Here is a 23,903-nt window from a genome sequence, read left to right on the forward strand (position 1 = left end):
TAAATCCCCCCGGAAAGAATATTCATGCAACGTGAAGATGTGGCAACACTGCCGCACCACGAATGGAGGCGGCGATGAATTCAGGCCTTGTGCGCGCGATTCTGGCGGGCATTCCCCTGCCGGTGCTGCTGATCGGAGAGGATGCGCGGATCGTGTCGGCCAATGCCGGTGCCGAAGCCTTGTTCGGCAGCGCCATCGTCGATCGCCATCATGTCATCGTGTTGCGCCAGCCCGCGCTTCTGGACTGTATCGAAGGCACCTTTCGCCACCGGCAGCCCTCGACGGCGCGGTATGTCGTGGTGGGCCCGTCCCGCGAAACCACCTACCGCGTTCAGGCCTCGCCCCTGGAAGGGGGCGGCGTGCTGGTGGTCTTCGAGGATATCACCGACATGGAAACCGCCGGCCAGATGCGGCGCGACTTCGTGGCCAATGTCAGCCATGAACTGCGCACGCCGTTGACGGCGTTGATCGGCTTCATCGAAACGCTCAAGGGCGCGGCACGCGACGATGCGGCCGCACGTGCCCGGTTTCTGGACATCATGGAGCGTGAGGCGATGCGGATGAACCGGCTGGTGGCCGACCTGCTGTCGCTGAGCCGCGTCGAGGCCGCCGAGCGCGTCCGCCCGACCGAGACGGTCGATGTCACGGCCCTCGTGAAGGCCGCCATCGCCGCGCTGCGCCCGATTGCCGCCGATCAGGGGGCGACGCTCGAGTTCCGGGGCGAGGACACGCCGATCGAGATCCTGGCCGATCCCGACCAGATCACGCAGGTCATGCACAATCTGATCGAGAATGCGCTGAAATACGGCGCCCCGGGCGAGAAGGTCACGATCGCCATCACCCGCGAGGCGCGCGACGTTTCGCTGCGCGGGCCGGCGGTGCGCATCGATGTGATCGACCGGGGCGACGGCATCGATCCGATTCACATTCCACGCCTGACCGAACGATTCTACCGAATCGATGACCACCGGTCGCGCGAGAAGGGTGGAACCGGGCTCGGGCTGGCGATCGTCAAGCATATCGTCAACCGCCACCGCGGCCGCTTCCGGATCGAAAGCGAACGTGGGGTGGGCAGCCGGTTCAGCATCAGCCTGCCGGAAAGGTGATCGTTTCCAACAGGATGTCGGCGTTCAAGTCACAGCACATCTCACTGGCAGATCGCTTTGTGGCAGTTTTTTGCAGCGAGGCCACCGCTTGTCATGAAAGCGTTACAAAGGCGTCACATAAGCGCCGCAGAAGAACGCTAGACCGGCGCCGAGGTCGCCTGCCGGGCGGCCGCGGAACCAACCAGGAGCTTTCCATGTCCATGCTTAAACTGACCGTATCGGCCCTGACGATCGCTGCGGCCTCGGCCACCGCCGCTGCCGCCCGCGACCAGATCCGCATCGTCGGTTCATCGACCGTTTTCCCCTATACCCAGGCTGTTGCCGAGGAATTCTCGAACCAGACCGGCGCGCCGTCGCCGATCGTGGAATCGACCGGCACGGGCGGCGGCATGCAGATCTTCTGTGCCGGGATCGGCGAACAGCATCCCGACATCACCGGCGCTTCGCGCGCGATGAAGGCCTCCGAGTTCGAACTGTGCCAGCAGAACGGCGTGACCGATATCTCGGAAGCGATGATCGGCTATGACGGCCTGTCGCTGGCCGTGTCCAATGCCAATGACTTTGCCTGGGATCTGACGCTGGAAGAAATCTTCCTTGCCCTGGCCGCCGAAGTACCTGTGGATGGCGAATGGGTCGCGAACCCCTATCGCCAGTGGTCGGAAATCAACGAGAACCTGCCGGCGACCGAGATCCTCGTGATGGGCCCGCCGCCCACCTCGGGCACCCGCGACGCCTTTGTGGAACTGGCGATGCACGCCGGCTGCAAGACGCTGGACTACGTGGAGCAGGGCGGTTTCGACAGCGCCTGGATCAACGAGAACTGCTCGCGCATGCGGACCGACGGCCCCTTCGTCGAGGCGGGCGAGAACGACAACCTGATCGTGCAGCGCCTGCAGGCCGATCCGAATGCCATGGGCATCTTCGGCTATTCGTTCCTGTATGAAAACCTCGACACGCTGAAGGGCGTCAACATCGGCGGTGTCGAACCCGACCTCGACACGATCGCGGACTTTTCCTACCCGATCGCACGCCCGCTCTATTTCTACGTCAAGAATGCGCACCGCGGCGTGATCCCGAACCTGCAGGAATTCGTCGAGGAATACATGTCGGACGAAGCCCTGGCCGCTGGCGGCTATCTGTCCGAGCGCGGCCTTGTCGCCCTGAGCGACGAGGATCGCGCAGCGCTTCAGGACGCGGTCCTGTCGGGCGCATCGTTCCAGCCGGAATAATCCACCCCATCGCGCCGTCCGGTTCCGTGCCGGGCGGCGCATTTTTTCCACGGACCCTCGATGACCTATTTCGCCTTTCTTCTTCTGTTCGCGGCGGCGCTGTTCGGCTATGCGCTGAACCTGCGGGCCGCGCGGCACATCCGTGACGGCGGCCAGCGCCTTCATTCGCTGGGCGGCTTCCACGGCGGCTATGCCTTTCTCCTGGTCCTGGTTCCGTGTTTCATCCTGCTGGTGCTGTGGATCGCGTTGCAGAACGGGGTGGTGGACCGCCTCGTGATGGCGGGCCTCCCCGAGGGTGCGCTTGCCGGCACCAACCCGGCGCTGATCCTGTCCGAGATCCGGTCGCTGGCCGGGGGCAGGGTGTTCGGCACGCCCGAGCCCTGGAAGATCGAGGCGGCCGAACGCATGACGACCCTGCGCGCCCAGGCCACGAACCTGATGTTCGTCGTGGTCACCGCACTGGCGCTTGCGCTCCTGGTCCTGTCGCGGCGCAGCGTTTCGGCCGATTTCCGCGCGCGGCAGGGGGTCGAGCGGATCGTGCTGGGCCTGATGATCTTCTGCTCGGTCGTCGCGGTCTTCACCACGATCGGCATCATCCTTGCGCTGGTGTTCGAGACCTGGCGCTTTTTCCAGATGGTTCCCGTGACCGAGTTCCTGTTCGGCACCCGGTGGGAGCCGCAGATCCCGATCCGTGCCGACCAGATCGCCGCCGAAGGGGCCTTTGGCTGGATCCCGGTGCTGCTGGGAACGCTGGTCATCACCTTTGTCGCATTGTTCATCGCCGTTCCCATCGGGCTGATGTCGGCCATCTATCTGAATGAATTCGCCTCGCGCCGGTTTCGCAAGATCGCCAAGCCGGTGCTCGAGATCCTGGCCGGGGTTCCCACGGTCGTTTACGGCTTCTTCGCCATTCTGGTGGTCGCGCCCGCGATCCGCAGCCTCGGCGCCCAGCTGGGCCTGCCCATCGCGCCCAACACGGCACTGGCGGCCGGGAGCGTCATGGGCATCATGCTGATCCCGTTCATTTCCTCCTTCGCGGATGACGCGCTTTCGGCCGTGCCGCGCAGCCTGCGCGACGGCGCGCTGGCACTGGGCGCGACGCGGGCGGAAACGGTGCTGAACGTGCTCTTTCCCGCAGCCATTCCCGGCATTGTCGGCGGCGTGCTTCTGGCCGTCAGCCGCGCCATCGGCGAAACGATGATCGTGGTGATGGCCGCGGGCCTCATGGCCCGCATGACGATCAACCCGCTGGACAGCGTGACCACGATCACCGTTCAGATCGTGACGCTTCTGATCGGCGACACCTCGTTCGACAGCCCCAAGACGCTTGCGGCCTTTGCCCTTGGCTTCATGCTGTTCATCGTGACGCTGTGCATCAACGTGGCGGCGCTGCGCATCGTGCGCAAATACCGCGAACTTTATGACTGAGGGCCGAGACATGGCTGACCACACCGCCCACCGCGTCGATTGGACCGACCCTGCGTTGCAGGCCCGCCTGCGCAAGCGCAACCGCAAGCAGCGATGGCTGCGCGGCCTTGGCCTGACGGCGATCGGGCTGGCCTTCCTTGTGCTGTTCATCCTGATCGCCACGCTGGTTTCCAGCGGGTTCCGGGCTTTCACCCAGACCCATGTAACCATTTCAGTGCATTACGACCCCGAACTGATGAACGAGGCCGATCCGGGGCGCGGCAACTTCCGGGCGCTGATGCCGCAGGTAATGGCGCAGTATTTCCCCGAGGCCAGTGATGCAGAACTGCGCAACCTCACCGCCATCCTGTCCAATGGTGCGCAATTCATGGTGCGCGACCGGGTGGTTGCCAATCCGGCGCTGATCGGCCAGACGGTCAGCCTGCGGGTGCCGGTGTCGGACCCCTATGACCAGTTGCACAAGGGTCTGATCGACCGCGAAACGCCCGAGCGGATCCGCAGGCTCAACGACGCGCAGATCGCGGCCTTCGACCGGCTGGACCAGGCGGGCATGATCTCGGCGCCGCTGAACTGGGCGCTTCTGCTCAACGCGGATTCGCGCTTTCCGGAACTTGCCGGGCTGCGGGGCGCGCTGATCGGATCGTTCTACGCGCTGATGGTGTGCTTCCTGCTGTCCTTCCCGATCGGGATCGGCGCCGCGATCTATCTTGAGGAATTCGCACCCAGAAACCGGATCAGCGACCTGATCGAGGTCAATATCAACAACCTTGCGGCGGTGCCCTCGGTGGTGTTCGGGCTTCTGGCGCTGGCGGTCTTTCTGGGCTGGTTCGGCATGCCGCGCTCGGCGCCCTTCGTCGGGGGCATGACGCTGGCCCTGATGACCCTGCCCACGATCATCATCGCCACGCGCGCCGCGCTCAAGGCCGTGCCCCCCTCGATCCGCGAGGCGGCGCTGGGGGTAGGGGCCTCGAAACAGCAGGTGGTATTCCAGCATGTGCTGCCGCTGGCAATGCCGGGGATCCTGACCGGCACGATCATCGGCCTTGCGCAGGCCTTGGGCGAAACCGCACCGTTGCTGCTGATCGGCATGAACGCCTTCATCACGGCCGCGCCCGGCAGCCCGTTCGAGCCGTCAACCGCGCTGCCCACCCAGATCTTCATCTGGGCCGACAGCCCCGAGCGCGGATTCGTTTCCCGCACCTCGGCGGCGATCCTCGTGCTGCTGACCTTCCTGGTGGCGATGAACGCCCTGGCGATTTTCCTGCGCAGCAAATTTGAACGCCGCTGGTAAGATGGAGCGCGCGATGAACGACATGAGAATTCTGGAGAGACAGGTGGAGAACAACGAGATCAAGATCTCGGCCCGCGACGTGCAGGTCTATTACGGTGCCACCCATGCGATCAAGGATGTCGCCATCGACATCCGCGACAAGATGGTGACGGCCTTCATCGGGCCTTCGGGTTGTGGCAAGTCCACCTTCCTGCGCACGCTGAACCGGATGAACGACACGATCGACATCGCCCGCGTCGAGGGCCGGATCGAACTGGACGGGCAGGACATCTACGACCCGAAGGTCGATCCGGTGCAGCTGCGCGCCCGGGTGGGCATGGTGTTCCAGAAGCCGAACCCGTTCCCGAAATCGATCTATGACAATGTGGCCTATGGGCCGCGGATCCACGGTCTTGCCCGCAACAAGGCCGAGCTGGACGAGATCGTCGAAAGCAGCCTGCGCCGCGCCGCGCTTTGGAACGAGGCGAAGGACCGGCTGTTGCAGCCCGGAACCGGTCTTTCGGGCGGGCAGCAGCAGCGGTTGTGCATCGCGCGCGCCATCGCCACGCGCCCCGAGGTGCTGCTGATGGACGAACCCTGTTCGGCGCTTGATCCGATCGCCACCGCCCAGGTCGAAGAACTGATCGACGATCTGCGCAGCCAGTTCTCGGTGGTGATCGTCACCCATTCGATGCAGCAGGCCGCCCGGGTGAGCCAGCGCACCGCCTTCTTCCATCTGGGCAATCTGGTCGAATATGGCGAGACCGGCCAGATCTTCACCAATCCCCGCGACCCGCGCACCGAAAGCTACATTTCGGGCCGGATCGGCTGAAAGGAGCCCCAATGGCCACCGACAAGCACATCCTGTCCGCCTTCGACCGCGATCTTGAGGCGGTTCAGGCCATGATCATGAAGATGGGCGGCCTGGTCGAGACCGCGATCCTCGACGCGAGCCAGGCCCTTGAAGCCCGCGACGATGAACTGGCCGCCCTGGTGCGGGCCAATGACCGCGCCGTCGATGCGCTGGAACAGCAGGTGAACGAGGAAGTCGCGCGCATCATCGCGCTGCGCGCGCCCAACACCACCGACCTGCGCACCGTCCTTACGGTGATGAAGATCGCCGGAAACCTCGAACGGATCGGCGACTATGCCAAGAACATGGGCAAGCGCACCACCGCCCTGGGGCAGATGCCGCAGGTGGCGGGGGCAGGGGGCAGCATCCGTCGCATGGCCAAGGCGGTTGAACTGATGCTCAAGGACGCGCTCGATGCCTATATCCAGCGCGATCCCGAACTGGCCATGGATGTCCGCAGCCGCGATCAGGAGGTGGACCAGATGTACAACGCGCTGTTCCGCGAATTCCTGACCCATATGATGGAAGATCCGCGCAACATCACCGCCTGCATGCATCTGCATTTCATCGCCAAGAACATCGAGCGCATGGGCGACCACATCACCTCGATCGCCGAGCAGGTCGTCTATCTCGTCACCGGTCAGATGCCCGATGATGCGCGCCCGAAGGGCGATCAGACATCCTTTGCCGCCCACCATGAGGTGCCGTGATGGCTGCAAGCGAACTCCCCACCGTGCTTGTCGTCGATGACGAACCGGCGCAACGCGCGATCCTGACCTATAACCTCGAGGCCGAAGGGTTCCGCGCCATCAGCGCCGGCGACGGCGAAGAGGCGCTGCTGGCCGTAAGCGAGCAGGGGCCCGACATCATCCTGTTGGACTGGATGCTGCCGCGCCTCTCGGGGATCGAGGTCTGCCGTCAGCTCAAATCGCGCATCGCCACCCGCAACATTCCCGTCATCATGGTCTCGGCCCGCACCGAGGAAGAAGACCGGATCCGCGGCCTTGAAACCGGTGCCGACGACTATGTCATCAAGCCCTATTCGATGTCGGAACTGATGGCGCGGCTGCGCGCCAATCTGCGCCGGGCGCGGCCGTCCTCGGCCGGGCAGACGCTTCAGTTCGAGGATATCACCCTGGACGGCGAAACCCACAAGGTGCACCGCAACGGCAAGCTGCTGAAACTGGGGCCGACCGAGTTCCGGTTGCTGTCGACCTTCATGGAGAAACCCGGCCGCGTCTGGAGCCGCGAGCAGCTTCTCGACCGCGTCTGGGGCCGCGACATCTATGTCGATACGCGCACGGTCGATGTCCATATCGGGCGGCTGCGCAAGGCCCTGATGGAACATGGCGGCAGCGACCCGGTGCGCACGGTGCGCGGCGCGGGCTACGCGCTGGGCTGACGCCAGGGCCGCACCCCGGAGCATCGCCACGATCCGCGGCGGTTCCGGGCGGCCAGACCCGCATCAGGGCGATCGGCTCAGAAGCAGACACTCCGGCTTCGCACGCGGAACGTCTTTCCGGACGCGGCGAGAGCGCCGGACGTCAGGGAACCTTCGCACGCGACTTCAGGCGGCCGTGACGGGGGCAGGATGCCTGACCTCCGATCCTGATTAGGGATGCTTGCGCAGCGGGTCGCGCCGGAACAGCTCGCTGCGGCGTCTGTCCTCGGAATAGATGCGTCGATAGATCGTCTCCCGACAAACCCGATGAGGAGCATTCTGGTAACGCATCTGGTCGGCGTTCTGCTCGGGGTCCGGCCGGACCTCGGACGGTGCTCTGCCTGGTCCGCAGAACACGGGATCACGCAGCAGCTTGCGCTGCCGTCTCCGTCGTCCATCCGCGTGGCTCGGCGCCACCACACAGCACCAGCTTCCTGGCTTCGGGATCGCGCCGTCATGGAAATGGTTTGGCCGCAGTTCGCAAGAAATCGACGTGCGATGCCGGCCAAGCCTGTGCGCCATCTCGTCAGCGCCGAGCTTCATCTGCCGCCCGGGCGCGATCCTGCGACGCCCGGAAAGGAAAGGTGAGAGAACCGAACCTTCAGTCCATGATCCTTTCTTGGCTCATGCCATTGTCGAGCACGGAAAGCCGCATTTCAGCAGAGCGCGCCCCGGAAGCAGCTCCAAGGCTAATAATTGGTATTATGTTTTATTTTAGTGCATCACCTCTCGGAAGTAAACGACAATCCCGTAAGGATATGTCAAGCTTACGTCGCCTCCGCAGCCCGAGCGTCCGATGCCGGAAATCCGACGCGCCGCGCGTTCCCGACAGCCGAGGGACAACAAAATGCCGGTGCCTGATCCACTTGGCACGGTTCCTGCCTTTCTGGTCATACGTCGGAAAGGAGTTCACGATGACCGGGATCCATGTCGATACCACCGCCTTCGCTGCAGCTGCCGCGCTGACGGCCTTGCTTTCCCGCCGACGCCTTGTGCAGGAAACGCATCCGGGCGTTCTGGTCTGTTCGGCGGCCTGCGAACGCGCGCTTGGTGGTACGACCCAAGTGATCGAGCGTGCGCGCGCCCAGCAGGCCCGACATATCATCATCGTGTCCGAGGGCGCGGAACTGCCCGGCGTACATTCCCGCGAGATGGGCGGCCGGCTGATCCGCTATGGCCTTGGCACGCCCGGCTGCACCCCGTTGCGCGACGGCGATCTGCTGATGCTTGCCGATCTGGTCGCGGCCCCCTGCGAGGCGATGGTCAGCTGCGACGAGCGGACCGGTCAGCTGCTGGATCTGGTCGCGCGCGTTGCGGCGGCCGATGTGACGGTGCTGATCAACGGCCCCACCGGCAGCGGCAAGGAGGTTCTTGCCCGCACGATCCACCTGCGCTCGGCCCGTGCGGCGCAGCCCTTCGTGGCCATCAACTGCGCGGCCATTCCCGAAAACATGCTCGAGGCCATGCTTTTCGGCCACGAGAAAGGTGCCTTTACCGGCGCAGCTACCGCCAACAAGGGGATTTTCCGTGCGGCCGAAGGCGGAACGCTGCTTCTGGACGAAATCTCGGAAATGCCGCTCGGGTTACAGGCAAAGATCCTTCGCGTCTTGCAGGAACGCCGGGTCACGCCACTGGGTGCGCAGAAAGAGGTTCCGGTCGATGTGCGGCTGGTCGCCACCACCAACCGCGACATGGGGCGCGAGGTGCGCGAAAACCGCTTCCGCGAAGACCTGTTCTACCGGCTCAATGTCTTTCCGCTGACCACGCTGCCGCTGGCCGCGCGCCCGGATGATATCCTGCCGCTGGCGGTGTCACTGCTGCGCCGGCACTGCCCCGAGGATCGCGATCTGCCGCGCCTTGATCCTGCGGCGGCCGATCTTCTGCTGTCCCATTCGTGGCCCGGCAATGTGCGCGAGCTCGAGAACGTGATGCAGCGCGCGCTGGTTCTGTGTTCGGGCGGCAGGATCGGGGCGGCGGACATCATCCTTGATCCGGGGATCAGCCTGTCACTGGCGCCCGCCCTGCCCCCGGCCATGCTGCCGCGCCAGCCGGAACGCGCCACCGCGTCTTGACCTCGCCCCTGATGCCTTTCTCTGACACGGAACGTCCGACATGACCTCGATTTCCTCGCCGTCGCTTTCGCTTGGCCAGCTTCACCAGACGCTGCAGCAGCGCCAGGCCACGCCCCAGACAACCCCCAGCCAGAGCTTTGGCGACCGGATGCAGGGCTCGTTGCGATCGGTGGCCGATGCACAGGCAAGTGCCGCGGCCAGTGCGCGCGATTACGAACTGGGGCTGGAGAACGACCTGAGCCGCGTGATGATCAGCCAGCAGGTCGCCAGCCTCGGCTTCCAGATGGCGCTGAACGTCCGGAACAAGGCGCTGACCGCCTACAAGGACATCATGAACATGCCGGTGTGACCGGCGTTCTAACCGTCAGACAGGACCGCATCCATGGCGCAAGGCACCAACCTGACCACCTCGGGCCCCACGCAGGGGCTGGGCGCTCTGGTTCCCCAGGGGCGCGCGCTGGTTTCGCGTCTTGGGGTGTTCACGGCCCAGCCCGGGGTGCGGCGCGCCCTGCCCGCGATCCTTGCCGTCACCGTGGCCGTCGTGGCGCTGGCACTTTACGCGCTGCTGCGCGAACCGCCGCGCCAACCCCTGTTCACCGGCCTGCCCGAGGCCGAGAAGGCCCGCGTGGTGCAATCCCTTGGCGCCGCCGGCATCCCGGTGACGCTGGACCGCGCCACCGGCGAAGTGCTGGTGGCGCGCGATGATTTCCACCGCGCCCGGATGACGCTGGCGGCGCAGGGCCTGCCGGTCAGCGCCCCCGATGCCTATTCGGGCCTGGCGGACATGCCGATGGGCACCAGCCGCTCGGTCGAGATGATCCGGATCCGCCAGGCACAGGAACTCGACCTGGCGCGCTCGATCGCCGAGATCGAGAATGTGCAGGCGGCGCGCGTCCATCTGGCCTTGCCGGAACGATCGGTCTTCGTGCGCGACATGCAGCCGCCGACCGCATCGGTCTTTGTCCAGATCGCCCCGGGCCGCCTGCTTGAGGAAAGCCAGGTGGCCGCGATCGTCAACCTCGTGTCGGCCTCGGTGCCGAACATGACGCGCGGCGACGTGGCGGTTGTCGATCAGACCGGGCGGCTTCTGTCGCGCGCCTCGGATGATGCCGGCAGCCTGCTGAACGACCAGCAGCTGCAATACCGGATGCGGCTGGAACAGCTCTATCGCAGCCGGATCGAGGCGCTGGTGACGCCCATTGTCGGCCCGGGCAATCTCAGCGTCCAGGTCAATGTCGATGTGGATTTCACCCGCAGCGAGGTGATGGAAGAACGCGTTGATCCCAATGGCAATGCACTTCGCAGCGAACAGAACACGCTTGACGAAACCACCGATCCCCGCGCCCGCGGCATTCCGGGCGCCGTCAGCAACACCCCCCCCGCCGAGGCGGAGCTGACCGAAACGCCGCCTTCGCCCCAGTCAGGCGAGGCCGAGGCCGAACCGGGCGCCGAAGGCACCGAGCCTGCGCCCGACCGCAGCATCCGGTCCCGGTCAACCAGCGAGGTGCGCAACTACGAGGTCAGCCGCACCGTGGAGACCACGCAGGCGCCCGCTGCCCGGATCGCGCGCATCGATGCGGCCCTGCTGCTGCGCGGCGCCATGGGAACCGATCCCGAAACGGGCGCGCCGGTTGCCCAGCCGCTTCCGCCCGAAGTCATCGCCGATATCGAACAACTGGTCCGCAGCGCCATCGGCCTCAACGATACGCGGGGCGACAGCCTGACCGTCAGCAGCCGCCCGTTCATCGACAGTTTCGACGGCATCGCCCCGCATTGGTCGGAAGCGCCCTGGCTGCGCGAAACTGCCCGCAACGCCCTGCTGGTCCTGCTGCTGGTCGCGGTGGTCATGGGGGTGATCCGCCCGCTTCTGAACCGGCTTCTGGACCCGGTCGCCCCGGCTCAGCCGCAGATCCTGGACGACGATGCCGAACCCGAACAGGTGGTGGTTGGCGAAGGCGAAACGCTTGAGGACATCAAGGCCCGCCTGCGGCCGCGCAAATCGCAGATATCGATGGAACTGCTCGATACCGCCAATTCCTACGACGACAAGGTCGCCCTGATCCGCATGATCGTCGCGGACGAAGCCGGCCGTGTCTCCAACGTGTTCAAGATGATGATGAAGGACGACATCGACATGGTGGGCTGACCGCCCGCCGTCCCCGTCCGAAGCAGAGGCCCCATGACCACCGACATGACCGTTCCCGCCCATCTGACCCTGACCGGCACCCAGAAGTCGGCGATCCTGATGATGCTTCTGGGTGAAGACGAGGCCGCCGAAGTCCTGCGCCACCTGTCCCCGCGCGAGGTGCAGCACCTTGGCACGGCGATGTATTCCGTCGAGGGCATCGACCGGGAATCCATCAATGCGGTGCTGGATGAATTTCTGGGCATCATGAAGCAACAGACCAGCCTGGGTCTGGGCGCGGGCAACTACATCCGCAACGTCCTGACCAAGGCGCTTGGGTCTGACAAGGCGCAGTCGGTTCTGACCCGGATCACCCCCGCCAGCAGCGAACGCCCGATCGAGATTCTCGACTGGATGGATGCCCGCGCGATTGCCGAACTGATCGGTGACGAACACCCGCAGATCATCGCGCTGATCGTCGCCTATCTGGATTACGGGCTGGCGGCGGATGTGCTGCAACTTCTGCCGGTCGAGGTGCAGCCCGACGTGATCCGCCGGATCGCCACGCTCTCGACCGTGCAGCCCGATGCGCTGCGCGAACTGGAACATGTGATGCAGACCAAGTTCAAGGCGAACACCACGCTGCGGGCCTCGCAGATCGGGGGGGTGAAGGCCGCGGCCAAGATCATGAACTTCACCAAACAGGCGATGGAACAGCGCATCCTCCGTGACATCCGCAAGGAGGACAAGGAGCTGATGCAGTCGATCCAGGACAACATGTTCGTCTTCGACAACCTCGTCATGTCGGATGACCGGTCGCTGCAGACGCTGCTGCGCGCCGTCGATAACGACGTGCTGGTGCTGGCGCTGAAGGGGGCGGATGAAACCCTGCGCGACCGGATCATGGGCTGCATGTCCAGCCGCGCGGCCGCGAACATCGTCGACGAGATGGAGGCCCTTGGCCCCGTCCGCCTGACCGAAGTGCAGGAGGCGCAGAAGCAGATCATCAACATCGCCCGCAAGATGTCGGATGACGGGACGATCGTGCTTGCCGGCCGCGGCGGCGACGAGATGGTGTAGGCGATGACACTTGCACCCCATGACGAAGCGCGCCCGCTGGCGGATGTCGAGATCAACCGGCTGCTGAAGCTTGCCACCGAACAGGCCTTCCGCGAAACGCCGCTGGGACGTGGCGGCCCGGACGCGGCGTTCCGGCCCCGCAGCCTTGCGGAACTGGCCTTTTCCAACAGCCGGCAGGAGGAAGCGCCGCCCGCGCAGCCACCCGCCACTGCCCCGTCCGAACCGGCGCCGGCAACGCCTCTGGCCGCCGCGGAAGCAGCGCCCGATGACGGCCCCGTCGCCCCGCCCCCGGTGCCCGCGGCTGCAAGCGACACCATCGCCCCGCCGCCCGACCCGCCGGCCCCCGCGCCCGATCTCGAAGCGCTGCGCAGTGCCGCCTGGCAGGAAGGGTATGAAGCCGGGGCCGAAGCCGCCAGCCGCCAGGCCCAAGCGCGCCTCGGTGCGGCCACCGCCGCCCTTGCCCGCGCGGCTGAACAGGCCGCCGCGCTGTCCGAAGCCAGCATCGAGGCGCTGCGCAAGGATGTCCTGCGGGCCGTGCGCCGGCTGGCCGCGATGCGGGCGGGCGCGACGATCGACGCACAGCCCGAAGCCTTCCTGGCGCGGGTCGAGGCCCTTGTGGACCGCATCGGCAGCGCCGCCCGGCAGGCCGAGCTTGTCCTGAACGCCGACGATCTTGCCGCCATCACGCCCCACCTCGCCGAAGCGCCCGCCCTGCGCGGCGTGGCGCTTGTGGCCGCGCCGGGGCTGTTGCCGGGCGATATCATGCTTCGCGCCGGCGGAATCGTGATCGAGGATCTTCTGGACCCCCCGCCCCGCAGCCCCGGTCAGGCCGCCTCTGCGCCCGGAGACGGCGCATGAACCCGGTCGTGGCATCGCTGTGCCGTGATCTCGCCGCCCTGCCCGCGCGCCCGACTCTTCGCGCCTCGGGGCGGGTGGTGCGCTATGACGGGCAGGTCGTGGAATGCGACGGCTTTCCGGTCAGCGTCGGCGCGATCTGCGCGATCGACGACGCCGAAACCGGCGCAAGCGCCCCGATCCTGGGCGAGGTCATCGGCTTTGCCGAGGGGCGCAACCTTCTGTATCTCGACAGCCCCGGCGCGCGGATCGAGGCGGGCGCCCGCGTACGACCCATTGATGACGGCCGCCACGCGGCTGTCGGCCCGACGCTTCTCGGGCGGGTGATCGACGCCGGCGGCGCGCCGCTGGACGGATTGCCGCCACCGCAGCTTGACACGCTCTGGCCGCTGGCCGGCCGGGTGATGAACCCGCTCGAGCGGCAACCGGTCGACCGGCCCCTGGATGTGGGGGTACGGGTGATCAACAGCATGCTGACGGTCGGGCGCGGCCAGCGGCTGGGGATCATCGCCGGATCGGGCGTCGGAAAATCGGTGCTGATCGAGATGATGACCCGCTTCACCGAAGCCGAGGTGATCGTGGTCGGCCTCATCGGCGAACGCGCCCGCGAGGTCGGCGCCTTTGTCCGTGCCGTGCTTTCGCCCGAAACGCGCGACCGTGTCTGTGTCGTGGCCGTGCCCGCCGACCGTTCGCCGCTGCTGCGCATCCGCGGCGCGAACCGGGCGACGGCCATTGCCGAATATTTCCGCGCCCAGGGCCGCGAGGTGCTGCTGATCATGGATTCCCTCACCCGGGTGGCGCATGCCCGGCGCGAGATCGGGCTGGCGCTTGGCGAACAGCCCACCTCCAAGGGCTATCCCCCCTCGGTGATCTCGCTGATCCCCACGCTGATCGAGCGGACAGGCCCCGGCCTTCCCGGCGAAGGCTCGATCACCGCCTTCTACACCGTGCTTGCCGATGGCGACGATACCAATGATCCGGTGGTCGATACCGCCCGCGCCATCCTTGACGGGCATCTGGTGCTGTCGCGGGCGCAGACGCAGCTGGGCATCTATCCGGCCATCGACATTCCGCAATCGGTCAGCCGGGTCATGTCGGATGTCGCGGGCGCCGACCATGCACAGGCGGCGCTGCGGTTGCGGCGCTATGTGTCGCTTTATCAGGAGAACCGTGACCTGATGCTGATGGGGGGCTATGCGCCCGGTCAGGACGGCGACCTGGACATGGCCGTGGCGCTCTGGCCCCGGATCCTGCAGTTCGTGCGGCAGCAACCCGATGAACGCGCCGACTTTGGTCAAAGCATCGCGGCCCTGCTGGCCCTGACGGGGCCGGGCGCATGACCCGGCGCGAACGGCTCATGCTGCTGATGATGCGGCGCGAGGCGTTGCGCAGCAGCCGTGCCGCCGCGACCCTGCGCGAGGCCGCGCAGGAACAGGCCCGGGCGGCGGCCCTTGCCGATCAGCTTGCCGCCCTTCAGGCCGAACGGCGGCACGAGGACAGCCGTCCGCGGACGGCGGCACAGCTGCGGGCGGATCATTGGTACGGTCTGCAGATCGAGGACCAGTCCGGCCTTGCGCGCAACCGCGCCGAGTTCCTGGGCGGCGAATGCGAACGGCTGCGGCACGATCTTGCGCGGACCGAGCTTCGGCGCGGTCTTTTCGCCGACCGGGCCGAGGCCCTGCGCCGGGACGAACTGGAACGCCGCGCCGCCCGCGCCGAAGCCGCCCTTCCACCCCGGACCGATACGCGGAAGTGATCCGCATCGCGCAGCCGTGGCACCGATCTTGCACCATGTCAGACGCCGGCCATTCCGGTGGAGAGTTCCATGATCCGCCTGACCCCAGACCCTGAAGCAACACGCCTTGCCGCCCCGTCGCGGGGGGCGGCGTCCGCACAGGATGGGGCTGGGGCGGTGCCGCCGTTCAATGCGCTCTTCGACATGCATTTGCCACAGCACGATCCCGCAGGTCGTGATCCGGCGCGCCCGCCGGCGACAGGCGCAGGCATCCCGGGAGAAACCGAAGCCGAGCTGCCGGAGGGTGCGGCGGATACCGGAAACGCGCCGGCCGTTCCGCCAGCCCTCGCTGCCCGCGGGCAGCCCCTTTGGCGGAAGGCTGAGGCAGGCAGCCAATCCGAGATGCCTCTGCCGCGCACCGGATCTCGGCCGGGCGCCGCACTTGCGCCCGCAGATCGTCCCGACGCGCCAGAGACGATCAGCAAGGATCACCCCGCACCCGAACCCGTGGCAGCCCCGCTCGCCATCCCGAGCGGGACGGAATCCCATGGCCCCGCCGGAATGGTGGCTCCCGACCCCGCGACCGGGCGCCCGTTCAGCGCGGCGCAGCTTGATCTCGATCGTGCAGGGGCCACCCCCGGAGAGCCAGACGCCATCGGCGGCCTTGACCCCCGTGGCGCCGATCCCCGTGTTGCGGCAGAACCTGCGCGGACGGCTCCGGACGCTTCCGAAGGTCTTGCACCGGCAGGTCAGGCCGCAGTGTCTGTGCCTGCCCCAGCATCCCTCCCGGGCAAGGCCGCCATGGCATCCCCCTCGGGCGGCGCCGCGGCACCATCCGCCGCGCCGTCGAAAGCATCCGCAGGCTCGCCGCCCCCCCGACCCCCGATCACAGCGCCAGCCAGCCTCGCAGCGGCCCCCTCGGTTGCGGCTGGCGCCCCCGCGCCGTCGGCACCAGCACCCACCGGCACGGGCGCACCACCTCCGGCATCGGTGGCGGTTGCCACAGACATTCCCGCGCCCGCAGGCCCTGCCCCTTCCGTGACCGGGGAGATCGCGGTGGCGGTCGCCGGCATGGCCCCCGCAGCACGCGGCGCGCGCGGCAACCCTGACGCGCAGCCCGAGGCGGACACCGCGCCGCGTGGTGCAGAACCGGCGTCCGAGCCCGGCTCCCTGGCCGAGCCCGACGGGCGCCGCGCGAAAGCGCTGCCGCCCGTGGCGCAAGCCCTTCCCGGCGGTGATGCCGCGCAAGCCGCAGCCACACGCCCCGTGCCCCCCCCGGCCCACGGCCCCGACGCGGACCCCGCACGTCCTTCGGCAACTGCTGCGCCGGAACTGCCGCCCTCCGCCCCGCGACCGGCCGAGATTTCGGGCGAGCGCGCCGAAGCGTCCCGCGTGCCGCTGCCGGCAGACTCTGTCCTGCGCGGCCCCGGTGGTGCGGGAACGATGCTGAACCTCTTGCAAGCCGAATGGCCGGCGCGGCTTGCGCGCCAGGTTGCCGCGCAGATGCTGCGCGCTGGCGCCATTCATGACATTGCCGTCACGCCCGAACGTCTCGGGGCGCTGCGAATCCGCATCGCCGTTTCTGGCGGCGAGACTGCCGTGACGATCACCGCCGAGCAGGCCGCCGCAGCCCGCCTTCTTGCCGCCTCCGAGGATCAGCTTGCCGCCGAGTTCGAGGCGCTGGGCCTGCGCCTGGGGCCGTTCAGCGCCGGCAGCGGCGACACCGGGAATGGCGGGGCGCAGCATCGCGCGGCCGGCGTCGCGCCGGCCCCCGACGCGATCCGCGCCAGATCCGGCACCCCGGCCGCCCATCCGGACCAAGACCCATCCACGCCCCGCAGCCCGGGGCGCATCAATCTCATCGCTTGATACGAGGCAGACATGGCACGCGCCCCCGCCCCGGCCGCCCTGGCCGAAGACCCACCCGCTCCGCCCCGGCGAAAGGGAAAACTGCTGCGCTTCATCCTGATGCCGCTTGCGGCGCTTCTGCTGGTCGGGCTGGGGCTTGGCGCGGGCTATGTGCTGTTTGGTCGGATGGCGAATGACCCGTCGGCCCAGATCGAACAGATCCTGGAACGGCGCGGCAGGCTTGCCGCCGAAACCGATCCGGCCGATGCCCAGGCCACCCCGGCCGAGCCTGCCCGCCGCGAAAGCCCGGCGCCAACCGTCTTCGTGACCACCTATTACGAATTTCCCGGCACCTTCACCACCAACCTGCGCAACTCGCGCCGGTTCCTGCAGGTCGGTATCGGCGTCTCCACCCAGTATGACACCCGGGTCATCACCAATGTCGAAACGCATCAGCTTGCGTTGCGCTCCGAAATCCTGAGCGTGATCAGCGAGTTCACCGAGGAGGAGGTTCAGGGCAAGGAGGGCCGCGACCGGATGGCCGGCGCGATGCGCGATGCGATCAACGACCGGCTTGTGCGGCTCGAGAACTTCGGCGGGATCGAGTCGGTGCATTTCACGTCATTCATCCTGCAATAGGCGCCACGATGGTTTCTTCCCGCAAGCTTTCCGCCGAAGAGGTCGAGGCCCTTGTCGGCGGCCTGTTCAACATGGACGAGGACGAGACGACCGGCCGCACCGAGGACGGCCAGGATGTACGCCCCTATACCTTCGGTGGCAATGACCTGTCGCTCATGGGCGACTACTATGCGCTGCGCATGATCAACGAACGGTTCTGCCGGCTGGCGCGGTCGGTCTTCCTGCCGATGCTGCGGATCACGCCGCGGATCTCCTCCTTCCCGCCCGAGGTCAAGACCTTCGATGAATACCGCGACGGGATCGACAATTTCGTCAGCCTCACCACCAGCCGCATCGAGGAACTGCGGGGCAACCAGCTGATCGTGATCGCCCCCAGCTTCATCTCGCTTCTGACGGAAAGCTATTACGGCGGACGGGCCCGGCCGCTGCGCAATTCCCGGGGCGAGTTCACCGCCACCGAACAGCGGGTGCTGAGCATCATCACCCAGGGGCTGAACCAGGCGCTGCAGCTGGCCTGGCGCGATCTGGTGCCGCTGACCTTCACGATCCAGAGCACCGAGGAGAACCTCCAGTTCGCCTCGTTCGTGGATGGCGGCGACATGGTGATCAACTGCTCGTTCATGGTGCAGCTTCCGGAAAGCGACCCGGCAAGCTTTGACATCCTCTATCCGGTGCAGACGCTCAAGCCGCTTGCCTCGCAGCTTCGGTCGCGCGTCCAGTCCGACTTTGTCGATGACGACATGTCCTGGCGTGACAAGCTGGAGCGGGCGATCCTCTCGATCCCGCTGACACTGACTGCGCGGCTTGCAGAGCCCACCGTGCCGCTGCGCCGGCTTCTGCACCTGCAAAGCGGCGAGGTCTTTCCCATCCAGATCGGCGAGGCGATCGAGGTTCATGTCGAAAACCGCCGCATCTTCGACGCCGAGATGGGCGAGATCGGCGGCCGCGCGGCGCTGAACCTGAAAACCCGCCACACCAGTTGAGCCTGAAAGGAAATCCCATGGCCAGATCCAGCGACGGCGAAAGCCGCCCCAGCGTCGAGAACCTGCGGGTGCTTGAAAACATCGAGGTGCGCATGACCGTCGAGGTCGGGCGCACGGAAATCACCATCCGCGATCTGCTCCGCCTTTCGGAAGGCTCGGTGATCGAGCTTGACCGGCTGGCGGGCGACCCGCTCGATATCCTCGTCAATGGCACGATGATCGCCAAGGGCGAGGTGGTGATGGTCGGCGACCGTTTCGGCGTGCGCTTTGGCGAGATCGTGGAGCCCGAGAAGCGCGTCGAGAGCCTTTGACGCGCCACCCGCCTCCGTCCAGGGCCTGCGGTCCGACGATGTTTCCGGTGGGCAGCTTGGCCGATCCCATCCGGCCGGGCGCCCTCACCGTGGTCCCCGGAGCATCGCGGGGCAAGGCAGGACGGCCGGACCCTGACGCCGGGCCGGGCCACCCGCCCCATGCGCCCGCCCACTCAGCCCGTGGCGGCAGCGGTCACATCGTGGCCATAGATCCAGTCAAAGCGGCGCAGCGGCGCATCCGGCATCAACCGCCCGCCGATCCGCAAGCCCAGATGCGCGACGCCGCGCAGAGGTCCGCGCAGGTGATAGGCGCGGGCATTGCGGTTCGCCGCCTCGACCACAGCGCGCACCCGGGACTGACGGCGCATCTGATAGGCGGCAAAGGCGGCGGCGAGACCGTCATGGCTGGCAAGGCAATCGGCCAGAACCCAGGCATCCTCAAGCGCCATGTTCGCGCCCTGGGCCATGAAGGGCAGCGTCGGATGCGCCGCATCGCCCAGGATGGCAACGCCCTGATCTGCGCCATTCACCCGATACCAGTGCTGCGCGACGGGATGACGGAACAGCCCCCAGAGATGCACCTGCCCCACCTGCGCCAGCCAGTCGGGCAGAGGCCCGCCGAACGCCGCAAAGGCGGCGCGCAGGTTCTCGGGGTTGTCCTCATGCGTCCAGCCTTCTTCCGTCCAGCTGCGCCGCTCCTCGACCGCGACGATGTTGCGCTGCGTGCCGCCCCGCAAGGGATAGCTGACCAGATGCCGCCCCGGCCCCATGAAGACCTGCGCCTCGGCGGGGGCGCCCGGGGTCTCGGGGATCACCGCGCGCCAGGCGACCTGATGGGTGAAAAAGGGCGCGACCTTGCCGTTCAGCGCCTGGCGCACCACCGAATGCAGCCCGTCGGCACCGATCACAAGCGGCAGATCGCATTCGGCACCCTGGGCGGTGCGGAGACGCGGCATGTGATCGCCCAGCGTCAGTTCCGTCACCTGCTGCAGCATCCGGAAGCGCACACCGGCATCGCGCGCCGCCTGGGCCAGCATCTCGATCAGATCGGCACGATGCAGGAAGTGATAGCCGCGCCCGGGCCCCAACCCGGCAAGATCCAGCCGCAGCACCTGCTTTCCGCGCAGCCCGTCGCGCAGCACGACCGCCTGCGCCGCGACCCCCTGCTGCGCCAGCGCCGCGCCCAGCCCCAGGGCCACCAGAACCCGCGCCCCGTTCGGGCTGATCTGCAAGCCGGCGCCGACCTCGCGCAGGGCGTCGGCGCGCTCCAGCACCGTGACCTGCGCCCCGCGCATTGCCAACGCCGTTGCCACCGCAAGCCCCGCGATGCCGGCACCCAGCACGGTGATCTTCTGCCCGATCAGCATTGCCGCCCCCTCGGATGAAAACACCGGGACGATGACCGCCCCGGTGCCCGAACCTTGCCGATCCCCCGGGGATCAGTCGTCGCGATGCACCTTTTCGCGGCGCTCGTGGCGCTCCTGCGCCTCGAGGGTCATGGTTGCGATCGGGCGGGCGTCGAGCCGCTTGAGCGAGATCGGCTCGCCGGTCACTTCACAATAGCCATATTCGCCGTTCTCGATCCGCCGCAGCGCGGCATCGATCTTGGCCACGAGCTTGCGCTGCCGGTCACGTGTGCGCAGTTCCAGCGCGCGGTCGGTTTCCTCGCTTGCGCGGTCGGCAATATCGGGAACGTTGCGGGCGCTGTCCTGCAGGCCCTCAAGGGTTTCGCGGCTGTTATCAAGAAGTTCTGCCTTCCAGGCGTGCAGCTTGCGCCGGAAGTACTCCAGCTGCCGTTCGTTCATGAACGGCTCGTCCTCGGCGGGGCGATAATCCTCGGGTAGAAAGACCTCTGCCTTCATCTCGGTTCCCTTTTGTAAACCGGATACGGAGTGCTCTGTCTTTGTTTTTTCAGTCATTTGCATCCGGCACCCTTCCCGGCCCCGCCTTTAGCGCAACCTCTGGGGCTTGTCACTAGGGGATAGTGCGCCTTGCGGCAAATTGAGGGCGCCGCTATCGTGCTGCAAGGCAGAACAGCAAGAAACGGGCAGAATGATGCGATTCACCGGCACCGACCGCTATGTAGCGACCGAGGATCTTGCGGTCGCGGTCAATGCCGCGGTGACGCTGGAACGGCCGCTGCTGGTCAAGGGCGAACCCGGCACCGGCAAGACCGAGCTTGCCCGCCAGGTGGCCGAAAGCCTGGGCCTGCCGATGATCGAATGGCACGTCAAATCCACCACCCGCGCGCAGCAGGGTCTTTACGAATACGATGCCGTCAGCCGGCTGCGGGACAGTCAGCTGGGCGATGAACGCGTCCATGACGTGCGCAACTACATCCGCAAGGGCAAGCTGTGGCAGGCCTTCGAGGCGGAAGGCCGCGTCGTGCTGCTCATCGACGAGGTGGACAAGGCCGATATCGAGTTTCCGAACGATCTTCTGCAGGAACTCGACCGGATGGAATTCCACGTCTACGAGACCGGCGAGACGATTCGCGCCCGGCAGCGGCCGATCGTCATCATCACCTCGAACAACGAGAAGGAACTGCCCGATGCGTTCCTGCGGCGCTGCTTCTTCCACTACATCCGCTTCCCCGATCCCGAAACGCTGCGCCGCATCATCGAGGTGCATCACCCCGGCATCAAGGAAGCGTTGCTGACGCAGGCGCTGACGCGGTTCTACGAGATCCGCGAAACGCCCGGGCTGAAAAAGAAACCCTCGACATCCGAGGTGCTTGACTGGCTCAAGCTGCTTCTGGCCGAGGATCTTGCCCCCGAGGATCTGCGCGCCGATCCCAGAACCGCCCTGCCGCGGCTGCATGGGGCGCTGCTGAAAAACGAACAGGACGTGCATCTCTTCGAGCGGCTCGCCTTCATGGCCCGGTCGGGCCGCTGACACCTGCCGCGAAAGGGGGCCCCGATGGGCGAACCGCAGACCTTCACCATCCGTCCCCTGGCCCCGGGCGACCGCGACCAGTGGCAGGGCCTGTGGACGGGCTACCTGACCTTCTATGAAACCAGCGTCGCCGCGCCTGTCTATGACAGCACCTTCGCGCGGCTTCTGGGCAGCGATCCGCACGATTTCAGCGCCCTGGTCGCCGAAGATGCCGGCGGCCGGCTGCTTGGCCTGGCGCATTACCTTTTCCATCGCCACTGCTGGCGGACCGAGGACGTGTGCTATCTGCAAGATCTGTTCACCGCGCCCGAGGCCCGCGGCCGCGGGGTGGGACGGGCGCTGATCGAGGCAGTCTATGCGGCGGCCGATAAAGCGGGCGCGGGCATGGTCTACTGGCTGACCCAGCAGGACAACGCAACCGCCCGCCGCCTTTATGACCAGATCGGACAGGTCACACCCTTCATCAAATACAACCGCGCATGAACCTGCCGCAACCCAAGGCCGGCAGCAGGCCGCTCTGCCCACCACGCCTGATTCTGGCGGGTCTCGCGCTTGCGATGCTGGTCGCCTGCACCCCGCGCGAGCCCGCCCGCGACGCGGACTTGCCGCCGATGAAGACCTTTGCCGCCGCCCGGCCCGCCCCGCCGCAGCGGCCCAATGTCAACATTGCGCAGGATTTTCTCGAGCTTTCGTTCGAGATGGAGGACGGGCGGAGCCTTCCGGTGCTCAGCCGCTTCGAAGGGCCGGTGCAGCTTGCCGTCACGGGCGCGATCCCCGAAGTCTCGCTCCGCGATCTCGACCTTCTGATCGCCCGCCTGCGCGCCGAGGCCGAGATCGACATCACGCGCATCGGCGATCCGTCCGGCGCGCAGATCGTGGTCGAGTTCCTGCCCCGCGCCACGCTTCAGTCCTTCGCCCCGCAGACGGCCTGTTTCGTGGTGCCACGGGTCGGCAGCTGGTCCGAGTTTCGCCGCAACCGCCGCGCCCCGCTGCTGGACTGGACGACCCTGTCGCAGCGCGAACGCATCGCCGTCTTCGTGCCGCAGGACACCAGCCCGCAGGAAATCCGCGACTGCCTGCACGAGGAAATCGCCCAGGCGCTGGGGCCGCTCAACGATCTGTATCGCCTGTCGGATTCGATCTTCAATGACGACAATTTCCACTCGGTCCTGACCGGCTTCGACATGCTGATCCTGCGCACCTATTACGCGCCGGAACTGGCAAGCGGCATGTCCCGCAACGAGGTCGCAGCCCGCCTGCCTGCGATCCTGCGCCGCCTGAACCCCGCTGGCGAACGCCCCGCCCTGCCCGATCCCGGCCCCACCCCGCGCGACTGGCTGAACGCGATCGAGGTGGCGCTTGCCCCGGAACGCCGCCCCGACCGGCTGGATGCGGCGCGCTATGCGGTGCTGGTGGCGCAGGATGCGGGCTGGCAGGACAGCCGGCTGGGCCTTTCGCTTTACGCGATGGGCCGGGCCGCAGCGGCGGATTTCAGCACGCTCTCCGTGGCCTCCTTCCTGCGCGCCGGGCTTGTCTGGCGCGATCTTCCCGGCGCCGAAGTGCACATCGCCCATATCGACATGCAGATGGCAGCCTTTGCGCTGACCGCAGATCAGCCCGATCATGCGCTGGCCCTTGCCGATCGCGCGATCGGTCCGGCACGGCAGGCCCAGAATGCGGCGCTTCTGGCCAGCGTGCTGATGCTGCGGGCCACGGCGCTTTCCGCGCTGGGCCGCGACCACGAGGCGCGGGCGGACCGGCTCGACAGCCTTGGCTGGGCGCGCTATGGCTTCGGCTCGGACCAGGAGGTGCGGGACCGGATGGCGGAAATCGCCGCCCTGGCCGCGCCAGCACAGGAAGGCGGATGATGATTGTTCTGGCAGGTATCGTGATCGGGGCGATCATCGGCGTGATGCAGGCACGCAAACGGCAGGGCAACCGGCTGGACATGGCGCAATATGCCGCGGCCTGGGCCATCTTCCTGGCGCTGATCGGCGTGTTCATCACCATCTTTGCCGAAAGGATGTTCTGAG

Annotated in this window: 25 protein-coding genes; 22 read left to right on the forward strand and 3 right to left on the reverse strand. The window is 66.9% G+C overall.

What is annotated here, in order from left to right:
• Nucleotides 1-74: 74 nt before the first annotated feature.
• The 7 genes from ACFQXB_RS11835 (at nt 75) to phoB (ending at nt 7,288) form a co-directional block, all read left to right on the forward strand.
• Nucleotides 75-1,106, forward strand: coding sequence for an ATP-binding protein (locus ACFQXB_RS11835; RefSeq protein WP_377403777.1), 1,032 nt, complete (start codon nt 75-77; stop codon nt 1,104-1,106).
• A gap of 194 nt (nt 1,107-1,300) precedes the next feature.
• The gene (locus ACFQXB_RS11840; protein WP_377403780.1) at nt 1,301-2,335 is read left to right on the forward strand and encodes a substrate-binding domain-containing protein; all 1,035 of its coding nucleotides are present in this window, start codon (nt 1,301-1,303) and stop codon (nt 2,333-2,335) included.
• 60 nt (nt 2,336-2,395) lie between these two features.
• Complete coding sequence (pstC, locus tag ACFQXB_RS11845) at nt 2,396-3,763, forward strand: phosphate ABC transporter permease subunit PstC (protein ID WP_377403782.1); 1,368 nt, start codon at nt 2,396-2,398, stop codon at nt 3,761-3,763.
• A gap of 10 nt (nt 3,764-3,773) precedes the next feature.
• The gene (pstA, locus tag ACFQXB_RS11850; protein WP_377403785.1) at nt 3,774-5,054 is read left to right on the forward strand and encodes a phosphate ABC transporter permease PstA; all 1,281 of its coding nucleotides are present in this window, start codon (nt 3,774-3,776) and stop codon (nt 5,052-5,054) included.
• Nucleotides 5,055-5,067: 13 nt separating this feature from the next.
• The gene (pstB, locus tag ACFQXB_RS11855; RefSeq protein WP_377403788.1) at nt 5,068-5,865 is read left to right on the forward strand and encodes a phosphate ABC transporter ATP-binding protein PstB; all 798 of its coding nucleotides are present in this window, start codon (nt 5,068-5,070) and stop codon (nt 5,863-5,865) included.
• A gap of 11 nt (nt 5,866-5,876) precedes the next feature.
• Nucleotides 5,877-6,596, forward strand: coding sequence for a phosphate signaling complex protein PhoU (gene phoU / locus ACFQXB_RS11860; RefSeq protein ID WP_377403791.1), 720 nt, complete (start codon nt 5,877-5,879; stop codon nt 6,594-6,596).
• Nucleotides 6,596-7,288, forward strand: a complete 693-nt coding sequence (phoB, locus tag ACFQXB_RS11865) for a phosphate regulon transcriptional regulator PhoB (protein ID WP_377403794.1) — start codon at nt 6,596-6,598, stop codon at nt 7,286-7,288. Before phoU ends, phoB begins: the two co-directional genes overlap by 1 nt.
• Before the next feature lie 210 nt (nt 7,289-7,498).
• Here the strand turns inward: phoB and ACFQXB_RS11870 are convergent, their stop codons facing one another.
• The gene (locus tag ACFQXB_RS11870; protein ID WP_377403797.1) at nt 7,499-7,870 is read right to left on the reverse strand and encodes a hypothetical protein; all 372 of its coding nucleotides are present in this window, start codon (nt 7,868-7,870) and stop codon (nt 7,499-7,501) included.
• A gap of 371 nt (nt 7,871-8,241) precedes the next feature.
• On the opposite strand from ACFQXB_RS11870, the gene ACFQXB_RS11875 reads away from it, so the two are divergent.
• From ACFQXB_RS11875 to fliN, 11 genes are all read left to right on the forward strand, one after another.
• Entirely contained in the window at nt 8,242-9,399 is a 1,158-nt protein-coding gene (locus ACFQXB_RS11875) for a sigma-54 interaction domain-containing protein (RefSeq protein WP_377403800.1), read from the forward strand.
• 40 nt (nt 9,400-9,439) lie between these two features.
• A complete protein-coding gene (gene fliE / locus ACFQXB_RS11880; RefSeq protein WP_377403802.1) occupies nt 9,440-9,748 on the forward strand; it encodes a flagellar hook-basal body complex protein FliE in 309 nt (102 codons plus the stop codon).
• A gap of 33 nt (nt 9,749-9,781) precedes the next feature.
• Nucleotides 9,782-11,545 carry a flagellar basal-body MS-ring/collar protein FliF gene (gene fliF / locus ACFQXB_RS11885; protein ID WP_377403805.1) on the forward strand — a complete coding sequence of 588 codons (1,764 nt, stop codon included), beginning with the start codon at nt 9,782-9,784 and terminating at the stop codon, nt 11,543-11,545.
• Between the two features lie 33 nt (nt 11,546-11,578).
• The gene (fliG, locus tag ACFQXB_RS11890; protein ID WP_377403807.1) at nt 11,579-12,604 is read left to right on the forward strand and encodes a flagellar motor switch protein FliG; all 1,026 of its coding nucleotides are present in this window, start codon (nt 11,579-11,581) and stop codon (nt 12,602-12,604) included.
• A gap of 3 nt (nt 12,605-12,607) precedes the next feature.
• Nucleotides 12,608-13,462, forward strand: a complete 855-nt coding sequence (locus tag ACFQXB_RS11895; protein WP_377403810.1) for a FliH/SctL family protein — start codon at nt 12,608-12,610, stop codon at nt 13,460-13,462.
• Nucleotides 13,459-14,799, forward strand: a complete 1,341-nt coding sequence (locus ACFQXB_RS11900) for a FliI/YscN family ATPase (protein WP_377403813.1) — start codon at nt 13,459-13,461, stop codon at nt 14,797-14,799. Before ACFQXB_RS11895 ends, ACFQXB_RS11900 begins: the two co-directional genes overlap by 4 nt.
• Nucleotides 14,796-15,215, forward strand: coding sequence for a hypothetical protein (locus ACFQXB_RS11905; RefSeq protein ID WP_377403816.1), 420 nt, complete (start codon nt 14,796-14,798; stop codon nt 15,213-15,215). Before ACFQXB_RS11900 ends, ACFQXB_RS11905 begins: the two co-directional genes overlap by 4 nt.
• A 1,035-nt stretch (nt 15,216-16,250) precedes the next feature.
• Nucleotides 16,251-17,063 (forward strand): flagellar hook-length control protein FliK, encoded by an 813-nt coding sequence (locus ACFQXB_RS11910; RefSeq protein WP_377403819.1) that lies wholly within the window; start codon nt 16,251-16,253, stop codon nt 17,061-17,063.
• 12 nt (nt 17,064-17,075) lie between these two features.
• Nucleotides 17,076-17,681 carry a flagellar basal body-associated FliL family protein gene (locus ACFQXB_RS11915; protein WP_377403822.1) on the forward strand — a complete coding sequence of 202 codons (606 nt, stop codon included), beginning with the start codon at nt 17,076-17,078 and terminating at the stop codon, nt 17,679-17,681.
• A gap of 8 nt (nt 17,682-17,689) precedes the next feature.
• Nucleotides 17,690-18,664, forward strand: a complete 975-nt coding sequence (fliM, locus tag ACFQXB_RS11920; RefSeq protein WP_377403825.1) for a flagellar motor switch protein FliM — start codon at nt 17,690-17,692, stop codon at nt 18,662-18,664.
• Between the two features lie 17 nt (nt 18,665-18,681).
• On the forward strand, nt 18,682-18,975 hold the full coding sequence (gene fliN / locus ACFQXB_RS11925; protein WP_377403828.1) for a flagellar motor switch protein FliN: 294 nt from the start codon (nt 18,682-18,684) through the stop codon (nt 18,973-18,975).
• Nucleotides 18,976-19,148: 173 nt separating this feature from the next.
• Here fliN and ACFQXB_RS11930 read toward each other — a convergent pair whose 3' ends face one another.
• Both ACFQXB_RS11930 and dksA read right to left on the reverse strand, forming a co-directional pair.
• On the reverse strand, nt 19,149-20,342 hold the full coding sequence (locus ACFQXB_RS11930) for an FAD-dependent monooxygenase (RefSeq protein ID WP_377403831.1): 1,194 nt from the start codon (nt 20,340-20,342) through the stop codon (nt 19,149-19,151).
• A gap of 72 nt (nt 20,343-20,414) precedes the next feature.
• Nucleotides 20,415-20,837, reverse strand: coding sequence for an RNA polymerase-binding protein DksA (gene dksA, locus ACFQXB_RS11935; RefSeq protein ID WP_377403834.1), 423 nt, complete (start codon nt 20,835-20,837; stop codon nt 20,415-20,417).
• A 193-nt stretch (nt 20,838-21,030) separates the two neighbouring features.
• On the opposite strand from dksA, the gene ACFQXB_RS11940 reads away from it, so the two are divergent.
• The 4 genes from ACFQXB_RS11940 to ACFQXB_RS11955 are packed head-to-tail and all read left to right on the forward strand — an operon-like array spanning nt 21,031 to nt 23,902.
• Nucleotides 21,031-21,870 (forward strand): AAA family ATPase, encoded by an 840-nt coding sequence (locus ACFQXB_RS11940; protein ID WP_377404578.1) that lies wholly within the window; start codon nt 21,031-21,033, stop codon nt 21,868-21,870.
• A gap of 24 nt (nt 21,871-21,894) precedes the next feature.
• The gene (locus ACFQXB_RS11945) at nt 21,895-22,353 is read left to right on the forward strand and encodes a GNAT family N-acetyltransferase (protein WP_377403837.1); all 459 of its coding nucleotides are present in this window, start codon (nt 21,895-21,897) and stop codon (nt 22,351-22,353) included.
• Entirely contained in the window at nt 22,350-23,738 is a 1,389-nt protein-coding gene (locus tag ACFQXB_RS11950) for a DUF2927 domain-containing protein (protein WP_377403840.1), read from the forward strand. The genes ACFQXB_RS11945 and ACFQXB_RS11950 overlap by 4 nt, the downstream gene beginning before the upstream one ends.
• The gene (locus tag ACFQXB_RS11955; RefSeq protein ID WP_377403843.1) at nt 23,735-23,902 is read left to right on the forward strand and encodes a hypothetical protein; all 168 of its coding nucleotides are present in this window, start codon (nt 23,735-23,737) and stop codon (nt 23,900-23,902) included. Before ACFQXB_RS11950 ends, ACFQXB_RS11955 begins: the two co-directional genes overlap by 4 nt.
• The last annotated feature ends 1 nt before the right edge of the window (nt 23,903 follow it).

Origin of the sequence: Halodurantibacterium daqingense (assembly GCF_042666235.1) — a bacterium.
In the GTDB taxonomy this organism is placed as follows: Bacteria; Pseudomonadota; Alphaproteobacteria; order Rhodobacterales; family Rhodobacteraceae; genus Halodurantibacterium; species Halodurantibacterium daqingensis.